We start from the raw sequence: 14,918 nt of genomic DNA on the forward strand, positions 1-14,918 counted from the left end.
TAGACCTGCTGACCCAGCCTTTTTGCCCACCAGGAGGGGCTGGAAGTGAAGTTGTCACCTACTGAGGTCAACATCTATGAAGCTGGCCAAGCCTATGGTGGTGACAACACAGTCAAGCGAGTGACGCCGGTGCTCTTCCCGCAGGACCTGACTGGCTTTGACCCACAGAAAGCCGCAGTGGACTTTACCGTAGGAGAAACCAACACCTTCTACGTGGCGATGGCCTTTCCAGCCACAGGCTGTGCGGACACCGCTTGCCCCTCGCTAATCAATGTGCAGCAGGTCAAAGACGGCAAGGTGCAATGGAGCCGGGTCTGGAAGACTGAGGAGCCGGTCAAGTTGCGCCAGATCACGGCCAATAAGGGTGAGGTGATTCTGCTGACCAACAACGGCGCGGCTAACCCAGACTCCATTGAAGCCCAGTCGCAGATGACCTGGGTCTCTGACGCGGGCGACGTGTTCCTCAGAGCACGGGTGCCGCTCGAACTGTGGCGGCGCGATTGGGCCAAGGGGACGCCGGAGCAGCAGTACGCTGTCATTCCCAACCTGAAGTACATCCAGTCCGATGACAGCGGCAGGCTGCTGCTCAGCAACCACAACGTAATTATGACAGGGACGTTCAGCGAGGGAATCAGCAATATTTACCTGCTGGACGAAGCCAACTCGTCTATAGACCGTGGCGACTTCTCGGACGTCAAGTTCAATGGAGAGTATGTCTACGCAGCTGGGACCACCAGAACCAACTTTGGCAATCCAGATCCCACTGGTGGCAACACCAAGCTGTTCTTTTTGCCCCTCGACTTCCAGCTCAATGAGCGCTAAGCACGCCTAAGCCAGAAAGCCACCGGGCCGCACCTCACAGGCCGCAGGGTGAATTCACCCCGTGGCCTCTTCTTATGTCATCCCAGGTGGAACTCCGGGCGCGCAGGCCGCGTACTCTGAGACAATGAAGAAGTTTCACCTTCCCCTGCTGGCCACCCTACCAGCGCTGATGGCGTCATGCTCCTCCCCAGCAGGGAACGTGAACGACTACCAGCGCAACTCTTACGCCACCTATGAGGAGTGCGTGCAGGCCAACCAGAAATACATAGATCAGGGCATGCAAAACCCCTGCACGCAAAACCAGACTGCGGGCGGCTACTACGGGCCGTGGTTCTTTTTCTGGGGTGGGGGCCTGGGCCGGGTCGTGGGGTACAACGCGGACGGCAGCTCCAGCCGCAGCGGCTATCAGGTGGACCGCAGTGGCCGGCTGACCGGACGCTTTCAGGCCCCGCAGATTTCGCGTGGGGGCTTTTCCACCGGCACGCGGGGAACAGGAAGTGCGGGGGCAGGGAATGCGGGTACAGGAACAGCCACCCCCAACAACTCCGCAGGCGGCAATTCGGCCAGCCGCTCCAGCACGCCGCCGCGCATCATTGTGCCGGGTACGAACGGCAACCGCACCGGCGGCTCTTTCGGCGGCTGAGCGGGAGTGGAACGCCGGACATTTGCGCCGCGCCCTGGCTGGGAAGCGCGGCTAGAAGCAGTAGGCATGCTGTGGCACGGCGCTGTGCCCGAACACCCGGTCCCTTGGGCACAGGGAGATGCACCGGTCCCCTACTGGGCCGAAGACACGGGCTACAGCTTCACGCCTGCCGAAATCGCCGCACTGGAGCAGGCCAGTCAGCACCTGACCGACTGCGTGCTGGCCGCGACGGAATACGCCATCACGGAAGGCCGCCTGGCCGAGCTGGGCATTCCCGACTTTATGGAGGAGGCGGTGCGCGAGTCGTGGGACCGCGACGACCCCAGCGTGTACATGCGCCTGGACCTGGCTTACCGGACCGGCGAAGCGCCGCAGCTGCTGGAAGTCAACGGTCAAACGCCCACCAGCCTGCTTGAAGCTGCCGTGTGCCAGTGGCAATGGCTGGAAGACCGGCAGGCGGCGGGCGAACTGGCAGGCAGCTGCGGGCAGTGGAACACCGTCCACGAAGCGCTGGGCGAGCAGTGGGCGCACCTGAAGGCAGCGCGGGGCCTGGGAGAAGTCACCTTCTGCGCCGCCCCCATAGACGAGGACGTGGCCACCGTCACCTACCTGCGCGAGCTGGCGAATGCAGCGGGCATCCACAGCACCTTTCTGGAAGTGGACGCTCTGGGTCTGGCCCCCGGCGAGCCGTATCTGCTGGACGGCTGGCCGCGCCCGATTAGGAATCTGATGTGGCTGTGGCCCTTCGAGTTTGCCTGGGACGCCCGCGACGGCGAGGCGCTGGCCCGCACACAAACCCGGTTTATCGAGCCGCTGTGGAAGGCGGTCACCAGTTCCAAAGGGCTGCTGGCCCTGCTGCACGAACTGTATCCGGACGACCCACACATCCTGCCCGCCAGCCTGACGCCCGGCATGCTCCGGACTCCAGCCGTGCAAAAGCCGCTGTACTCCCGCGAGGGCCAGAACGTCATCCTTCCCGGCGCAGCCATGACGCCGGGCGACTACGCCGGCTACCCGCTGATGGAACAGGCCTACACAGAGCTGCCGACCTTCAGCGCCCCCGATGGCCCGCGTTATCCGGTGCTGGGCGTGTGGGCAGCGGGCAGCGAGGTCTGCGGCCTGGGCATCCGCGAGGGGCGCGGGCGCGTGACCGACAACCGCGCCAGCTTCGCGCCGCACTGGGTGGAGGGTGAACGATGAACAGGACGGTGCCTCTGACCTTCCAGCAAAAGCTGTATTCCTTCCTTGACCCCAGCGACGGCGGCAGCCCGGCTGAGCAGCTGTTCAATGCTCTGCTGGGGGCGCTGATTCTGATGAATGTGGGCGTGATGGTGCTGGGCACGGTGCCGGAAGTGGCGCAGACCTACGGCCCGCTGATTCGGACCTTTGACCTGCTATGCGCCCTGATCTTCGCGCTGGAATACCTGGCGCGGCTGTATGTCACACCGCTGCGCCCCGGCCTGCCCCCAGGATGGCGTGGCTACCTGCGCTACGCCCTACAACCCATGCCCCTGATTGACCTGATTGTGATTGCCGCGCTGGTGATTCCCGGCAACGCCGCACTGGTCAGCCTGCGTGGACTGCGGCTCCTCAAATTGCTCTCGCTGCTGCGGCTCGGGCGCTACTCGGATTCGCTGCTGCTGATCGGGCGAGTCATCCTCCAGCGGGCCGGCGAACTGCTGACCACAGTCCTGATTGCTGCCGTGCTGGTCTTTATTGCGGCCAGTGTGCTGTATCAAGTTGAGTCAGCCGCAGGCACGGAAGGCTACGGCAGCATTCCCGAAGCGCTGTGGTGGGCGGTGGTCACACTGACCACGACTGGTTACGGCGACGTGTACCCCGCGACCAGCCTGGGCAAGCTGGCCGCCGGGGTCATCATGCTGTTCGGGGTGGGGATGGTGGCGCTGCCAGCGGGCATGGTCGCCAGCGGTTTTGCCGACGAGCTGTCACGCCTGCGTGAAGAGGAAGCCCGCCGCGAACAGTCGCAGGCCACGCCGTACTGCTTTTGCCCCCACTGCGGCGGGAAATTGCCGTGACTCTGATGGGGAGGCGCACTGCGTTAGGCGACAGCCTGGCGTGGCCTGGGCCGCCAGTTCAGCAGCACCAAACCAGCAATCACCACCACAACGCCCAGCAGTGGCAACAGGCCAAAGCGCTCGCCTGCCAGGTAGCCCCACAGCAGGCCCCACACCGGCAGCGAGTAGGTGATGGCCGTGGTCTGGGTGGCCGAAGTGCGGGCCAGCAGGGTGTAAAACAGCAGATATGCCAGCCCGGAGCCAAATACCCCAAGCGCCGCCGCCCCAGCCAGCGAGGCGGCGCTGACCTGTGAGGGCCACTCGGTCAGCAGGGCCAGAGGCAGCAGCATCAGCGCCGAAAGGCTCAGCTGCGAGGTCGCCAGACTCAGGGCACTGATCCCCTGCAAGTACCGCTTGGAAAGAGCCGTCGCCACCGCGTAGCTGAGCGTGGCCAGCAGAATAAGTTGCACGCCCAGCACGGTGGCATGTCCCCCGGACAGACTGCCCGAGACCGTCAGGCCCACGCCCAGCAAGCCAATCAGCACGCCCAGACCCACCCAGACTGTGGCCTGAGCGTCCCGCACTGCCAGCGCAATGCCCAGGCTAAACAGGGGCGTGGTCGCATTGAGAATAGAGGCGATGCCCGAACTGACCGTCTGCTCACCCCAGGGAAAGAGGGTCCAGGGCAGGGCATTGTTGAGCAGCGCCGCCAGGACCAGCGGCACCAGCAGTTCACGTGGGGGCCAGGCTTCCCGGCGCAACCGAAACGCCGCCCACAGCACCGCCGCCCCGAAGCAGGAGCGCAGCAACGCCACCCACAGCGGCGGGAAGCTCTCGCCCGCCACTTTGATCAGGATGAACGAGGCTCCCCAAACGAAGGACAGCGTGAGCCAAATCATCAGGTCCTGGCGGGTCATAGAGGGCGAGTATAGAGAGTGGCAGCCGCCGATGCCGCTCTCAGGTCACTCACATAGTCGCCTTGCCCTCGGAAAAGATGTCTGCCTTCCGGTCAACCGCGCTAGACAAGCTTCAAGCCTGCCACGAACCCAGCCAGCAGCGCCTGGCCCTCCGGCCACTCGCCATGTCCGTTGGCTGTGTTCAGATGCCCGCTCCCCGCCCAGACCAAATCTGCACCCCAGGCCACTGCAAATGCCTCAGCGCGGGCGGGCGATACCACCGGGTCATCGGTACTCGACACCACCAGCGCCGGAAATGGCAAGGGGTCCAGCGGCACCGGGGCCATGCGGCAGACTTTGGGGTACAGCTGCGGCATATTGGGCTGCTCGGCGTCAGGCGGGGCCACCAGAAAAGCGCCGCGCACCCGCTCCGGCACCGAGTATTCGCGCGCCCAGGTGAGCACCGTAGGCACGCCGCACGAGTGGGCCACCAGCACCAGCAGGCCAGGAGTGGCCGCTATCACTTCCTCCAGCCGCGCCGCCCAGGGCAGCGGCCAGGGCTCTTCGGGGTCGTCCTGCTTGACGCGCACCGAGGGCAGCTGCGGCTCCCAGAGGCTTTGCCAGTGGCCGGGGCCGGAATCGCCGTAGCCGGGAATGATGACATAAGTGGGTTGGGAAGGCATGGTGGGGCCATAATAGGAGGTTCGGCCATCAGCCCTCCGGAGAAGGCCAGCTGTCACAATCAGCGGTATGACCCAGCCACACCAGGACCCACTCCGCTCACACCTCACCAACCTGCTCAGCCAGCCGCAGGCCCACGCCACGCTGGAACAGGTGCTGGACGGCTTTCCACTGAGTCAAATCAACGAGCGCCTCAGCGGCCTGCCTTACTCGGCTGCCGAAATACTGTGGCACCTGCGCTTCACTCAGCGTGATCTCCTCGACTACATCACCGCCGAGCAGGGCAGCTATCAGGCTCCAGCATGGCCTGAGGGATACTGGCCGCACCGCTGGCTCAGTGTGCAGGAGTGGCAGGCTGAAGCCGAGGCTTACCAAGCCGACTTGACCACCACCCTGGCCCTCGTCGCAGATGAGGAAACCGACCTTTTGGCACCTGTCCCCCATGCCCAGCAGCCCAGCCACACCGTGCTGCGCTCCGTACTCCTGATGGCCGACCACAACGCCTACCACACTGGGCAACTGGCCCTGCTCAAGCGGCTGCTGGGCGGCGGAACGTCCATGACCTGACCTGCTTACTCCCTCACAGCCCCAGCAGCTCTGCGCCCACTTCGGCTGCCGGGCGCTCGTCAGCCACTTTCACCTCATCGCGGCGGGTGGCCCAGGCCGGGAACGGGTAATTGACCAGCACTGGGTTGGGCACGTCCGGCTGGCTGACCAGCATGGTGCCGGGTTGCAGGATGCCGGCGCGCTGGCGAAAGCTCTGCGGCAAGAAGCGGTACTCGGGCCGCTCGGCTTCGGCCATGTCCAGTCGGCCCACCACCCGGATGGCGGCGTTGGACACGATGCGCCGCTCCACCTCCGAGGCGGTCTGCTGCGCCCCAATCAGGATGATGCCCAGACTGCGCCCACGCTCGGCAATGTCCAGCAGCACGTCCTTGATGGGGCTGTCACCGTCGCGGGGAGCGTATTTGTTCAGCTCGTCCAGCACCACGAACACCGTGTCCTGGCGGCCCACCTTTTCCTTGTGCTCGAACACCTCGCGCAGCAGCACCCCCACCGCGAACATCTGCGCCGGGCTGCTGAGGTTGTGGATGTCCACCACCGTGGTCTGGATACCGGCTTTCAGAACATCGGGGCGGTAGCGGGCGGCCTGCTCCGCGCTCAGGTCGCCGCGAATCAGTGGACTGAGGTACTTCTGGACCCCGCGCATCCGCCGGATAAAGGCGCGAAGCGTGCCGGGGTTCTGCTTCTGCACCCATTTCTTGTCGCCCTCGCCGTCGTGTTCCTCCAGCAGCTTGTACTCGATGTACGAGATCAACTGCCCAAAGTTGGTAATGGTAATCCCGCCCAGCGCGTCGAAGCTAAGGTCTTCGGGGATTTCGCCGCTTTCATCGGGCCGCCAGTCCTGCACGCTCAGGCCGGTGCCGCCGCCTTTTTGCTCGTGGGCCAGCCGGAAGAGGCGCTCTTCTACATTGCCAATCACAAAGCCCAGGTTCAGGCTGCTGGCGGCGTCCGAGAACACATAAGCCAGCATCCGCCGCTCGCAGAACTCGCGCAGTGAGAACACGAACGCGGTGACGCCGCCTGAGCGCTGCGACACATCCGGCACGATGGCGTCTCCATCCGCCGAGCGGGGTGGGGCCAGGAACTGCACATTCTGAAAAGGCCGCTGCGGCAAGCCCAGCCGGGCGTAACGGCCCTGGGCACCGTAGCCTTTGCGCGCGCCGACCTGGTTTTCCTTTTCGTCCACCCGCGCGTTTGGCTGGTCCAGAAACAGCAGGTCTTCGCCCTTCACGTTGAAAATCAGCGCCCGCGTGTTGTGGCCCTCATGCCGCTGCTGAAGCACCGCCCCCTGAAAGATGGAATGCAGCAAAAAGAGCGCGTAGCTGGTCTTGGTCGCCACGCCGGAAATACCGGAAATGTTGATGTGGCCGCCCTGCTCACCGTTCACGAACTGGTAGTTGACCGGCAGCACCTGTCCGTCGCTCAGCAGGCCTCCGGCGAAGGTGTAGTCCATCTTGTCGGCGCTCAGGGCCAGGGCCAATTCCTCCCCCACCGCGTGCCGCACCGGGTCGCCGGGCTGCGGGGGAATAAAGTCCTCGGGGTCCACCCGCGTGACCAGCACCCGCGCCGCGTAGCTGACCGAAGCGGGCAGAATGCCGTCTATTACGTCCTGTACGTCGGAGTCGAACTTCACGCCTTCGTGCCGGGTCCGCACATGGTCCACGATGCCGAAGAACCTGACCGGGCTGCCGTCGGGCTTGGTGGTCTGCACCGCCACCAGATCATCCATCTGGACCGAGGCACCGGGCAACACGGCAAACCAGAAGCCGGTAGGCGTGGCGTCCTCAGTGCCCATGATCAGGCCGATGTTCTGGAGGGTGAGGACGGGGGGAATAGGTGAGCTTTGGGTCATTGGGAGCAACTCCTAAAAATGGGTCAAACAGTTCAGAGGCGAATCAGGAAAGCCGCGCCGCCGTAGCTGACCGGCTGCCCTTCGTCGCGGAAATGCAGGGTCAGGTGGTCGTCCAGGCCCCAGCCGGTGCGCACCTGGCGCTCACGCAGCTGGCGGTGCAGGGTGGCCGCGCCGCCCCACTCGGCAAAGTGAACGCCCAGCAGTGTACCCGGCAGCAGGCCCAGGCCAGGGCAAAAGCGGTCCGGCTCTCCGCTGTCCGCGCCAGGAATCAGGCACTGTTCCATCGCCAGCAGCGCCCCCGCCGACAGGCCCGCATAGGGCACACCAGACTGATAGCGGGCACGGATGAGCTCATGCAGTGGGCCGCTGCCGTACAGCCGATGATACTGGGCGGTGTCGCCGCCTGCCACGAAAATGGCCGAAGCGTCGTCAATCGCGGCAGCGGCTTGGTCAGTGTCCAGCTCACCCCCAGCCGGCGGAGCGATGAAGTCCACCCGGCACTCCGGCCACCGCTGCCGGTACAGCGCCGCATGCCGCTCGCTGGGCGCGTAAGACAGCACAGCCACGCGCTCCCCACAGACCTCCAGCCAGGGCTTCGTGAAAGCGTCCAGGGCCTCCATCCCGCCCAGCAAGAACAGCTGACGCGGCATCAGGCGCGGGCGCGTTGCCCAGCCAGGTGGGCACGGATACGGCGGGTGACCAGCTCGGCGTTGCCCAGGCGGCGGCCCATTTCCTGCTCCAGCGCAGCAGTGGGCACCAGGTTCTGTGGGGCGCGGCCATCCTTGTGGGGCACGCTGCCCAGGCGGCACAACAGCGTGCCCGACAGGTCGGCAATGTCACGCACAGCGCGGGGCACAAAATCCACGTCTTCGGGTGCGTGCATTTCCAGCCGCATGACCCCGGCCAGCGGGTGCTGATAGAACTCGGCTTCGGCTAGGCGCACGAACCACGTAAAGCGCTGCTCACGGCCCGAAGCCTGCCCGCCGCCTGCGCTGGCCCCCTCACCCGTATCGCCCACCGTAAAGCGCAAGATAGGCGTGCGCTCGCCGCATTTCAGATCGCGCAGCAGCGGGTTGCGGTCTGCGCCGAGGTAATCGGTGTGCAGGCTTTTGATGTACCCCAGCACGGCGCGGCCCTGCTCGCCCACCCGCACCGGGCCGTCTTGCAGCACCAGCGTGTCGGGCGACATGTCCGGGTCTTCCTCGTCCAGCGGCAAGGCAGAGGCCAGTGCCGAAGCCAGCGCCCGCTCGGCGTCCAGCATCGCCTTTTGGATGGCGGCCTGGGCGCCCAGCACATCAGTGCCCCGGAAACGCAGCGGGTCATAAATCAGGCGGCCCGTCTGGGGGTTTTTGGGAATCAGCTCTTCGGCGCTCAGGCGCAGGTCGCCGCTGTGGGCCAGCAGCCGCCGCGCCTCTACCCCATGAAACCGGGCCTGGCGGGTGCCGTGCGGGCACAGGTCCACCGCGCCCACCGCGTAGGCCCCAAAGCCCGCCACGCTCAGCTCCTGCGCGTCATCTTCCAGCAGCAGCCGGGCTTCCATGCGGGGCTTGCCGTCCACCACCAGCACCCGGCGCAGGCTGGAGGGCAGGGGCCGGGGAGCGATGGCCCGCCACGTGCCTTCCACATCAAACACATTGCCCCTGAACGGGGTCAGCGTGAGCTGAGCGCTGTGGGTGTCCACCGGCCAGGGGTCCAGACGAATACGCATAAGCGGCAGTGTAGCGCGGAAAAGTCTGTCTGGGACGTAATACGCTCATGACATAATACGACCTCATTATTCTGGACCTTGCTGGCTCCACTTTGAAGTGAGCATCGTTGCTGGGCACTTGCTGCCCTACGAATTTACACAGCCTAAACTATGAATTATAATTCAAAATCTCATGAACATTCCAGAACAGAGGGTTGCGCTGGTCACCGGCGCAGCAAGTGGTATTGGGCTCGCCATAGCGCGCCGGTTGCAACAAGACGGGCTGCGTGTGGCGGCCCTGGACCTCGAACGGCCCGGTGCACGCGCCGCCGTAGAAGACGCCGGGCTGACCTTCATCCCCGCCGACCTATCCAAGCGTGAGGACTGCTTGGCCGCCGTTGAGCAGACGGTAGCAACCCTCGGTAGCCTGGATGTGCTGGTTAACAATGCTGGATTTCAGCATATTGATGCTATACGTGACTTTCCTGAAGACACCTGGGACACCATGCTCAGGGTGATGCTGACCGCGCCCTTTTTGCTGAGCAAATATGCCTGGGATCACCTCACCCGCAGCGGCCAGGGCCGCATCATCAATGTGGCGAGCATTCACGGACATGTCGCCAGCCCCTTCAAGAGCGCCTACATCAGCGCCAAGCATGGCCTGATCGGGCTGACCCGCACCGCCGCTCTCGAAGCTGGTGAGCAGCGCCTGACGGTCAACGCCATCTGCCCCGGCTATGTGCGCACGCCGCTGGTCGAGCATCAGATGGCAGACCAGGCGCGCACGCGCGGCATCAGCACCGAAGAAGTGGAGCAAAAAGTCATGCTGGAACCGGCGGCTATCAAGCGGCTGCTGGAGCCTGAAGACATTGCCGCCCTGGCGTCATACGTTGCCAGCCCCGCAGCGTGGGGAATGACCGGAGCCGTGCTGGACCTTGATCTCGGCTGGACGGCGAGGTAAGCCATGCTCGGACTTCTTGGCATCATTCTTTCGCTGGCTGGCCTGATTTACTTCGCTTACCGGGGTTACTCGGTGCTGTTTTTGGCCCCGTTGATGGCCCTGGTGGCTGTCGTCTTCTCCGGGGTGCTGAGCGCTGAGCTGTTTGGCACCTATACCCAGATTTTTATGCAGGGTCTGGGCCGCTACCTGATTCAGTTTTTCCCGATTTTCCTGCTGGGAGCCATTTTCGGCAAGGTGATGGCCGACAGCGGCGCTGCCGAAACCATCGCCCGCACTGTGGTAGACCGGCTGGGCGCAGCGCGGGCCATTGCCGCCGTGGTGCTATCCTGCGCCATTTTGACCTACGGCGGGGTATCGCTGTTCGTGGTGGCTTTTGCCGTCTTTCCAATTGCGGTTTCCCTGTTCCGCGCCGCCGACATTCCCCGCCGCCTTATTCCAGCGGCCATCGCACTAGGGTCGTTTACCTTTACCATGACGGCCCTGCCCGGCACGCCCGCCATCCAAAACGCCATTCCGTCTGCCTTTTTTGGCACGGACACCTTTGCCGCGCCTGGCCTGGGCCTGATTGCCGCCGCCATGATGCTGTTTGGGGGGCTGTTCTGGTTGCAGCGCCGGGCTGCCGCTGCCAAGGCCGCCGGAGAAGGCTATGGCCCAGCTGGTCCCACCGACGGCGAGCTGGTTCCGGAGCGGGCGCTGCCCAGCTTCGCGCTCGCCATTTTGCCGATCATCACCGTGATTGGCCTGAATTATCTGCTGTCCAAGGTCATTTTCCCCGGCACCGACCTGAGTTTCCTGGCCGAAAAGCGCTTTGGCGAAGTCAGTCCCTCAGCCGTCACAGGCCTCTGGGCTTTGATTGGCGCTCTGACGGCGGCCATTGCCCTGGCCCTCATCACGCAGCGCCGCTATCTCAGTGACATCAGAACCTCGCTAAACGAAGGCACCATGGGGTCCTTGCTGCCCATCTTCAACACGGCGTCCGAGGTGGCCTACGGGGCCGTTATTGCATCGCTGGCAGGGTTTCTGGTGGTGCGGGACGCGGTGGTCGGCATCGCTCCGGGCAACCCACTGATCTCGCTTTCGGTGGCCATCAATACCCTGGCAGGCATCACCGGCTCGGCTTCGGGGGGCCTCAGCATCGCGCTAGATACGCTGGGCAGCACCTACCTCGAACGCGCACAGGCCATCGGCATCAGCCCAGAACTGCTGCACCGCGTCGCCACCATCTCTTCAGGCGGCTTCGACGTGCTGCCGCACAACGGCGCTGTGGTCACCCTGCTGGCCATTACGGGCCTGACCCACGCCAAGTCTTATCTGGATATTTTCGTGGTGGCTGCCATTATCCCGGTGATTGCCCTGATTACCGTGATCGTTCTAGGAAGCACCCTGGGCACTTTCTAAAAGAAGAACAGGCTTGTGTATCCAGAACTCGGAATGCACATGGCCTGCTCACAGTCAAGAAGAGCGCCACACTTTTATTTCAAATTGAACTTTTTCGCAGAAAAGGATAGCGTGGGTGACACATGGACAAGTTATATCCAGGCGCTACGGCAGCCCTTGAGGGCATCGTGGCAGATGGTCAAACCGTAGCCGTGGGCGGCTTTGGGCTGTGCGGGATTCCCGAAGCCCTGATTCTGGCGCTGCGTGACAGCGGCGTAAAGCAGCTGACCGCCGTCAGCAACAACGCGGGTGTGGACGGCTGGGGCCTGGGCCTGCTGCTCGAAACCCGCCAGATTCGCAAGATGATCAGCAGCTACGTGGGCGAGAACAAGGAATTCGAGCGCCAGTACCTCGCGGGCGAGTTGGAGCTGGAATTCACGCCGCAGGGCACCCTGGCCGAGCGGATGCGGGCCGGGGGTGCAGGCATCGCGGGCTTTTATACCCGCACCGGCGTGGGCACTGTGGTGGCCGAGGGTAAAGAGCACCAGGAGTTTGACGGTGAAACCTACATCCTGGAGCGCGGCATCCGGGCGGATGTGGGCCTGGTCAAAGCCTGGAAAGCGGACCGCGCAGGCAACCTGGTGTACCGCAAGACGGCGCAGAACTTTAACCCGCTGGCCGCTGCCTGCGGGCGCGTCACGGTGGCCGAGGTGGAAGAAATCGTGGAGGTGGGCGCACTTGACCCCGACGAGATTGACACCCCAGGCATTTACGTGCAGCGGCTGGTGCTAAACGCAGCCCCCGAAAAGCGGATTGAGCAAAGGACGGTGAGGAACCCATGACCCAAGTGACCACAGGCTGGACACGCGAAGAAATGGCGCAGCGCGCCGCACAGGAACTGCAAGACGGCTACTACGTGAACCTGGGCATCGGGCTACCTACGCTGGTCGCCAATCACATCCCGCAGGGCATGGACGTGTGGCTGCAATCCGAGAATGGTCTGCTGGGCATCGGCCCTTTTCCGGCTGAGGACGAGGTGGACCCAGACCTGATCAATGCAGGCAAGCAGACGGTGACGGCGCTGCCGGGGGCCAGCTTTTTCCACTCGGCGGAGAGCTTCGGGATGATCCGGGGCGGGCATGTGAATCTCGCCATTTTGGGAGCCATGCAGGTGAGCGAGCGGGGCGACCTCGCCAACTGGATGATTCCCGGCAAGATGGTCAAGGGCATGGGCGGCGCAATGGACCTGGTGGCCGGTGTGCAGCGCGTGGTTGTGCTGATGGAACACGTCGCCAAGGGTGACGCACACAAGATTCTGCGCGAATGCACGCTGCCGCTGACTGGCAAGGGCGTGGTGGACCGCATCATCACCGACCTGGGCGTGCTGGACGTAACTGAAGGCGGCCTCAAACTGGTGGAACTGGCCCCAGGCGTCACGCTGGAGGAACTGCACGAGAAGACCGGGGCGGAGGTGCTGGAGTAAGCTCCGGATGAAGGCGAAAGAGGGTCAGAGTGCAGCCATGTGCCGTCTATGGCCCCTCATCATGCTGCCCGTTGGCTACGTCGCGGCCTGGTTCGTGTTCGGATTGCCTGTACTGCCCTTGGCATTGCTGCTGGCCGGAGTGATGCTGGGACTCGCCTACGCGGAAGGGCGTGCTTCAGGCGTGAGGGAACTGGTGAGACTGGTCCTGTGCTTGGTCGGCACGCTGGGCCTTGCAAGTAGCCTATATGCCGCCGCACTGAGGTTTAAACCCCACTCCGGCTTTGAGTGGGCGCATATTGTCTTGCCACTGGCTGCTTTGGGCGCAGGGCTGTCTTTGCTGCTGCTGCGGTTGGTCCGCCGTTCGCTGCGCCGGTGGGACCATATCCTGCACACTCCCATTACACCCTGGACCCTGCTGGTGGGCGCCTTGACCTTCGCCTTTTCCCCAGCAGTGCGGGTGGACTGCCGGGGCCTGCAAAGCGACGACTTCCTTAGCTTCAGCAGTGACTTTCAAGACAGTTTGTCTGGGCCGCGCTGGGTGAAGCACCCGGAACAACTTCCGGGCCAATCCGAACTGCCCAAGGATTTTGTGGTGGCAGAGGTGAGGGCGGGCGTGGTGGGATGCCAGCGGACGCCCTTTTCTTTGGAGCCAGTACACCCCATGTTGCTGGTTCACCTGACGGACAAGGTGCAGCCGGGGATGACCACTTATGCCGCTGCCTTTGGGCTGAGCGACCACCGCAAGCTGACCCCCTGGATCAGGGTGCAGGATTCTCCTTTCTCCATCTCTTCCCAAGCAGGTTGGACTTACCGCGTCCCAGGCTGGAACGTGTCCCCCTCCTATGCCCACCTGCCCCCCGAACTGGCCGCACACTCGACAGGGCGCTAGCCTGAGCGGGTGCCTCTCCCCCACCCGCCCCTGAACCCCTACGTGCCACAGGCACTGGGCCACCTGCCGGAGTGGGGCGCCGCACCGCTGCCACTGCTGGACGCAGGAGCAGCAGCGGCCCGCGCTGAGGGGCTGGACGTGTTCGCCTTGCAGCTGGGCCAGCCTGCCGTGGTCGGCTTCTCGCCCGAGTGGAACCGCGCCCTGCTGAGCGACCTCTCCACTTTCCGCAGCCGGGGCAGCTTCTCTAGCCTGGTGCCATACCTGAACGGCGGCGTCATCGTGACCGATACGCCGGAACACGCGCAGCGGCGGGGAACGCTGAACCCCGGATTTTCACGGGCGGCCCTAAGTGGGCTGACGGCTGCTCTCCGCCAGAGTCTCCCCCACTTTCCAGCTGGCCCCACCGACGCCCTCGCCTGGGCCGACGAGACCGTGCGCCATTTGCTCAATGTGGCTTATTTTGCTGGTGAGTTCGACGATGCGCTGCTGTCCCGCTTCCTGGGCCCACTGCGAAGGCCCTTTCCGGCACCGATGCTGCCGCGCCCGGCCACCCTGGCCGCTGTACGCCGCGAACTGCTGCGCCTGGGCCGCACCCGCAGCAAGCACCCCCGGCCCGACCTGCTCAGCACACTGATTCGGCAGCCCGGCTGGATGGAAGACGCCCGTGTGTCGCTGGCCGCTGCCCACGACACCACCACCCATGCCCTGGCCTACGCCGTATGGGAGCTGGCCCAAGCTCCGCAGTGGCACACGCCAGAGCAGCATCCGGCAGTCATCAAGGAAGTGCTGCGGCTGTATCCACCCGGCTGGATGGGCAGCCGCCGCCTCCGCCGTGACCTGGCCTGGCGCGGACGCACCCTGCCTGCTGGGACCCTGGCGCTCTACTCCACTTATCTGACCCACCGCGACCCGGCGCTGTGGGCGGACCCGAACACCTTCAGGCCAGAGCGCTGGGCGCACAAGCCCCCAGCCTGGGCCTATCTAAGTAGCTTCCGGGTGTAGACTAAGTCATCAGACGACTTGACCCCCAACTGACTCCTGAAGACGA

16 protein-coding genes are annotated in these 14,918 nt (G+C 64.3%); 11 read left to right on the forward strand and 5 right to left on the reverse strand.

What is annotated here, in order from left to right:
• The first annotated feature begins 45 nt into the window (after positions 1-45).
• From IE158_RS12160 to IE158_RS12175, 4 genes are all read left to right on the forward strand, one after another.
• On the forward strand, positions 46-822 hold the full coding sequence (locus IE158_RS12160; RefSeq protein WP_189643980.1) for a hypothetical protein: 777 nt from the start codon (positions 46-48) through the stop codon (positions 820-822).
• Between the two features lie 124 nt (positions 823-946).
• Positions 947-1,465, forward strand: coding sequence for a hypothetical protein (locus tag IE158_RS12165; protein WP_189643981.1), 519 nt, complete (start codon positions 947-949; stop codon positions 1,463-1,465).
• Between the two features lie 6 nt (positions 1,466-1,471).
• On the forward strand, positions 1,472-2,665 hold the full coding sequence (locus IE158_RS12170) for a glutathionylspermidine synthase family protein (RefSeq protein WP_189643982.1): 1,194 nt from the start codon (positions 1,472-1,474) through the stop codon (positions 2,663-2,665).
• Positions 2,662-3,501, forward strand: coding sequence for an ion transporter (locus IE158_RS12175; protein WP_189643983.1), 840 nt, complete (start codon positions 2,662-2,664; stop codon positions 3,499-3,501). The genes IE158_RS12170 and IE158_RS12175 overlap by 4 nt, the downstream gene beginning before the upstream one ends.
• A 23-nt stretch (positions 3,502-3,524) precedes the next feature.
• On the opposite strand, the gene IE158_RS12180 is transcribed toward IE158_RS12175, so the two are convergent.
• On the reverse strand, positions 3,525-4,397 hold the full coding sequence (locus IE158_RS12180) for a DMT family transporter (protein WP_189643984.1): 873 nt from the start codon (positions 4,395-4,397) through the stop codon (positions 3,525-3,527).
• A gap of 101 nt (positions 4,398-4,498) precedes the next feature.
• Entirely contained in the window at positions 4,499-5,059 is a 561-nt protein-coding gene (locus tag IE158_RS12185; protein WP_189643985.1) for an RBBP9/YdeN family alpha/beta hydrolase, read from the reverse strand.
• Between the two features lie 67 nt (positions 5,060-5,126).
• On the opposite strand from IE158_RS12185, the gene IE158_RS12190 reads away from it, so the two are divergent.
• Positions 5,127-5,624, forward strand: a complete 498-nt coding sequence (locus IE158_RS12190) for a DinB family protein (RefSeq protein WP_189643986.1) — start codon at positions 5,127-5,129, stop codon at positions 5,622-5,624.
• 13 nt (positions 5,625-5,637) lie between these two features.
• Here the strand turns inward: IE158_RS12190 and IE158_RS12195 are convergent, their stop codons facing one another.
• From IE158_RS12195 to IE158_RS12205, 3 genes are read right to left on the reverse strand one after another with little or no spacing between them, the layout of a single operon-like run.
• Complete coding sequence (locus tag IE158_RS12195) at positions 5,638-7,473, reverse strand: ATP-binding protein (RefSeq protein WP_189643987.1); 1,836 nt, start codon at positions 7,471-7,473, stop codon at positions 5,638-5,640.
• Positions 7,474-7,505: 32 nt separating this feature from the next.
• Complete coding sequence (locus tag IE158_RS12200; RefSeq protein ID WP_189643988.1) at positions 7,506-8,123, reverse strand: Type 1 glutamine amidotransferase-like domain-containing protein; 618 nt, start codon at positions 8,121-8,123, stop codon at positions 7,506-7,508.
• A complete protein-coding gene (locus IE158_RS12205; RefSeq protein ID WP_189643989.1) occupies positions 8,123-9,181 on the reverse strand; it encodes a DNA double-strand break repair nuclease NurA in 1,059 nt (352 codons plus the stop codon). Before IE158_RS12205 ends, IE158_RS12200 begins: the two co-directional genes overlap by 1 nt.
• 172 nt (positions 9,182-9,353) lie before the next feature.
• Between IE158_RS12205 and IE158_RS12210 the strand changes: the two genes are divergently transcribed.
• From IE158_RS12210 to IE158_RS12235, 6 genes are all read left to right on the forward strand, one after another.
• Positions 9,354-10,121 (forward strand): 3-hydroxybutyrate dehydrogenase, encoded by a 768-nt coding sequence (locus IE158_RS12210; RefSeq protein ID WP_189643990.1) that lies wholly within the window; start codon positions 9,354-9,356, stop codon positions 10,119-10,121.
• A 3-nt stretch (positions 10,122-10,124) separates the two neighbouring features.
• Entirely contained in the window at positions 10,125-11,519 is a 1,395-nt protein-coding gene (locus IE158_RS12215; protein ID WP_189643991.1) for a GntP family permease, read from the forward strand.
• Positions 11,520-11,641: 122 nt separating this feature from the next.
• Positions 11,642-12,340, forward strand: a complete 699-nt coding sequence (locus tag IE158_RS12220) for a CoA transferase subunit A (protein ID WP_189643992.1) — start codon at positions 11,642-11,644, stop codon at positions 12,338-12,340.
• Positions 12,337-12,981, forward strand: coding sequence for a CoA transferase subunit B (locus IE158_RS12225; protein ID WP_189643993.1), 645 nt, complete (start codon positions 12,337-12,339; stop codon positions 12,979-12,981). Before IE158_RS12220 ends, IE158_RS12225 begins: the two co-directional genes overlap by 4 nt.
• Before the next feature lie 37 nt (positions 12,982-13,018).
• The gene (locus IE158_RS12230) at positions 13,019-13,870 is read left to right on the forward strand and encodes a hypothetical protein (protein WP_189643994.1); all 852 of its coding nucleotides are present in this window, start codon (positions 13,019-13,021) and stop codon (positions 13,868-13,870) included.
• A 9-nt stretch (positions 13,871-13,879) separates the two neighbouring features.
• Positions 13,880-14,872 carry a cytochrome P450 gene (locus IE158_RS12235; protein WP_189643995.1) on the forward strand — a complete coding sequence of 331 codons (993 nt, stop codon included), beginning with the start codon at positions 13,880-13,882 and terminating at the stop codon, positions 14,870-14,872.
• Positions 14,873-14,918 lie beyond the last annotated feature (46 nt).

It is taken from the genome of Deinococcus piscis, assembly GCF_014653275.1.
In the GTDB taxonomy this organism is placed as follows: domain Bacteria; phylum Deinococcota; class Deinococci; order Deinococcales; family Deinococcaceae; genus Deinococcus; species Deinococcus piscis.

Coding starts and splice junctions, on each gene's coding strand:
- IE158_RS12165 (WP_189643981.1), top strand. CDS start 947: ATGAAGAAGTTTCACCTTCCCCTGCTGGCCACCCTACCAGCGCTGATG.
- IE158_RS12175 (WP_189643983.1), top strand. CDS start 2,662: ATGAACAGGACGGTGCCTCTGACCTTCCAGCAAAAGCTGTATTCCTTC.
- IE158_RS12180 (WP_189643984.1), bottom strand. CDS start 4,397: ATGACCCGCCAGGACCTGATGATTTGGCTCACGCTGTCCTTCGTTTGG.
- IE158_RS12185 (WP_189643985.1), bottom strand. CDS start 5,059: ATGCCTTCCCAACCCACTTATGTCATCATTCCCGGCTACGGCGATTCC.
- IE158_RS12190 (WP_189643986.1), top strand. CDS start 5,127: ATGACCCAGCCACACCAGGACCCACTCCGCTCACACCTCACCAACCTG.
- IE158_RS12195 (WP_189643987.1), bottom strand. CDS start 7,473: ATGACCCAAAGCTCACCTATTCCCCCCGTCCTCACCCTCCAGAACATC.
- IE158_RS12200 (WP_189643988.1), bottom strand. CDS start 8,123: ATGCCGCGTCAGCTGTTCTTGCTGGGCGGGATGGAGGCCCTGGACGCT.
- IE158_RS12205 (WP_189643989.1), bottom strand. CDS start 9,181: ATGCGTATTCGTCTGGACCCCTGGCCGGTGGACACCCACAGCGCTCAG.
- IE158_RS12210 (WP_189643990.1), top strand. CDS start 9,354: ATGAACATTCCAGAACAGAGGGTTGCGCTGGTCACCGGCGCAGCAAGT.
- IE158_RS12215 (WP_189643991.1), top strand. CDS start 10,125: ATGCTCGGACTTCTTGGCATCATTCTTTCGCTGGCTGGCCTGATTTAC.
- IE158_RS12220 (WP_189643992.1), top strand. CDS start 11,642: ATGGACAAGTTATATCCAGGCGCTACGGCAGCCCTTGAGGGCATCGTG.
- IE158_RS12225 (WP_189643993.1), top strand. CDS start 12,337: ATGACCCAAGTGACCACAGGCTGGACACGCGAAGAAATGGCGCAGCGC.
- IE158_RS12230 (WP_189643994.1), top strand. CDS start 13,019: ATGTGCCGTCTATGGCCCCTCATCATGCTGCCCGTTGGCTACGTCGCG.